This is a genomic window from Ligilactobacillus acidipiscis DSM 15836 (genome assembly GCF_001435755.1).
GTDB lineage: Bacteria > Bacillota > Bacilli > Lactobacillales > Lactobacillaceae > Ligilactobacillus > Ligilactobacillus acidipiscis.
Genome location: NZ_AZFI01000220.1, coordinates 1 through 2,628 on the forward strand (window position 1 = coordinate 1; position 2,628 = coordinate 2,628).

The 2,628-nt window shown below is 37.6% G+C and carries 3 protein-coding genes; all 3 read right to left on the reverse strand.

The genetic code is table 11. The features are described from left to right. Positions 1-100: 100 nt before the first annotated feature. The 3 genes from FC65_RS10030 to FC65_RS10040 all read right to left on the reverse strand — a co-directional run bounded on the left by FC65_RS10030 (position 101) and on the right by FC65_RS10040 (position 2,485). Positions 101-466 (reverse strand): hypothetical protein, encoded by a 366-nt coding sequence (locus FC65_RS10030; protein WP_010499412.1) that lies wholly within the window; start codon positions 464-466, stop codon positions 101-103. Between the two features lie 161 nt (positions 467-627). After that, a complete protein-coding gene (locus FC65_RS10035) occupies positions 628-1,386 on the reverse strand; it encodes a YibE/F family protein (RefSeq protein WP_056972570.1) in 759 nt (252 codons plus the stop codon). Beyond that, entirely contained in the window at positions 1,373-2,485 is a 1,113-nt protein-coding gene (locus FC65_RS10040) for a YibE/F family protein (protein WP_156408628.1), read from the reverse strand. Before FC65_RS10040 ends, FC65_RS10035 begins: the two co-directional genes overlap by 14 nt. Positions 2,486-2,628 lie beyond the last annotated feature (143 nt).

Genomic DNA, 2,628 nt, shown 5'->3' on the forward strand with positions numbered 1-2,628 from the left:
ATTTCATCAGTACCACTTGATAAAGAACCGAATAAAAAAGGCAGCAGTTTTAGTAAATTTTCTTACTAAAACTGCCGTCTTTTTTATTTAACATATTTCTCTACCCTGTGATCAAGACAGCGCAAACAATCAACCAAAGTGAGAGCAAAAGGCTGTTGACCGAGAACCTATCAAAATGGATTGGTTTATTTTTTTTATCAGCTATTTTATGGACATCAATTTTTCGGGCTTGGTATTCTTCATCAGTCTCACCCTTATGTTGATGTTGAAACCAACCAGAGATAAGACTGGCATGTAGTAAGATATCCGTAATTGCCAGACATAACAACACTAGACCAGCCATAAAGTAAATATCAGAAACAAGGATATTTTGTTTGGCTAAATAGCCAATTAACGCAAGGACTGCTGTAACACAAATTGTAGACAGATCTAACTTGATCATGATCTTGCTTTTAAAATTTGCCATTTAATTCATTACACCACATTTTTTCAAAAATTAAAGTTGTTCAAATGAGCTTGACTGCTCCATAATTAACTTCTATTAAAAAATTATACCATGATTCGATCTTTTTTCACTTCCAAAATGATAAGTTGTTCTTACTTTAAACAAAAGGGCTTAGGGGATCCTTATTTTCCTCGATCCACTGACCTTTTCCTACCCATCAACCAAGTGGTGAAAAAAATCACTAAAATTACAGAGATGACTGAATATAAAACTAACATGCATTCACTCACAAAGATTTTGGAATTTAGATAATAGCCAAAACTATTGTGCAACTTGTTAAGCAAAATAAATAGTGCAAGGTCACCACCAAACATTCCAAAAAATAATGTGTTAAAGGTCATGCCCATGATCTGAAAGCCGATATTCTGCCCACTTTCATACAATTTTCCCCGCTCGATCTGTGGATCTTGCTCAATAACCTCATTTAAGCCGCTGGCAATTGAATTTGCTGCCTCAGCAATAGCTCCAAGAGTACTCAAAACAGTCGTTGATATTGCAATTTTTTCAAAATCAACACCTACCATTAAATTAAAAGCCTCGATCTCTTCAGATTGTTCGTTAGCAAAGCCCTTGACTTGCACCACATGATCTAAGGGGATGATCAAAAGCAGCATCACGATCATCACACACAGTGTTGCTAAAAAAACAACGTTAGCTGACTTTTCATCAGAAGTCCCCATATAAATCGTGATAGCCAAAATACAGACCCCGCTAAAAAGCGATGTCCACAAGGGAGGAAATCCAGATGAGATCAAGATGATCGTCAAAAATAATAAACCGAAGTTTAACAAAACAGAGAAAAAGGCTGAAAAGCCTTGCTTACCACCGATCAAAACCATCAATACCGCGAGGATCACAGTTAAAATACTAATCGTTTCCAACTTTATGCCCCCTTTTAAAGGTTAATGATGCTAAGCCGCTTGCGGCGGGTACTACCAACGCTATACCGATCCCACTGATCAAAGACTGTACGATCCCCAATGACATCGTCCATTCAAAGGTATAGCCGATACTATTACCTGTTCTGAAAAATAACACTCCCATCGCAAATGTCTCCGCAAAAAAGATCAGCAGTAATACGTTGATCAATGGTCCTAAAATCGAACGACCGACTTCCAAGCCTGAAGAAAACAATTGCTGCTGTTTAATGTGTGGATGGGCACGACGAATTTCAAAGACTGTAGAAACAATATCTGTCGCTGCATCCATCACTGCTCCTAACAAACCGATCACAGTCGCCGATAAGAACAGTTGTTTAGGTAATTGAGTCGCGAAGTCCAAGGCTTCGTAGTGTAAATCGTCGCCCGTATAATTTAATACTAAAATACCAATTAGCAAGCCTGCCGCAGTTCCGGCCACGATAGCCCCAAAAGTTACCGCACATTGCTTGTTCCAACCGATAACTATTACCAACGATAAGGCAGTAAATATAAAAGCACTCACAACAAACAACCAAAAAAAGTTGGTCAAATTCAGTGTGACATCCAAGTTAACAAAAATTAGAAACACGACAAAATTTAAAGCCACGCTCAACAAGGTTTTCAATCCTTTAAATCTCATGGTCAAAATTAATAAGGAAACCACGAGCCAGCTTAGCATTATTAAATAGGTGTCGCGTTTATAATCTGAAATTTGTGCTGTAAGACGACCATTCTTTTTTTGCAAGTCAACAAAAACCTGCTGTCCCGTATGAAACTTCTGGTCGAACGCACCTGAATCTGTCCACGAATTAGCAGCGTGAACTTTTTTACCTTGATACTTGCCGTTTTTGATGACCATGACGATTTTTTGTGAATGTTGATGATCGATATTTTTAAACTCGTCCTCAGTTTGCTTGGTAGTGCCATTGCTGATTCGAGTTATTTGTCCAATATCACGGTCATACATGAAGGCATCATGTATTGTAAATATGTAGACAAAGGCGCCTACCATGAGCAATATCAGAACTGTCACTAAACTTTTCATATTTTTGCCAGACATTTGATCAATTCCCTTCAATTCTTCCAGCTTAGCACTATCATTCCATAACATAAAGATAAGCAGGAACGATTTAAGTTTCTTTTTAACCACTAAAAGGTCAACCTGGATTAAATTTTTAGTTTACGATATAATTCTATTTGGCA

What these genes read in the sequence shown, in the direction of transcription:
- FC65_RS10030 (WP_010499412.1), bottom strand. Translation starts at nt 466, where the DNA reads ATGGCAAATTTTAAAAGCAAGATCATGATCAAGTTAGATCTGTCTACA.
- FC65_RS10040 (WP_156408628.1), bottom strand. Translation starts at nt 2,485, where the DNA reads ATGTCTGGCAAAAATATGAAAAGTTTAGTGACAGTTCTGATATTGCTC.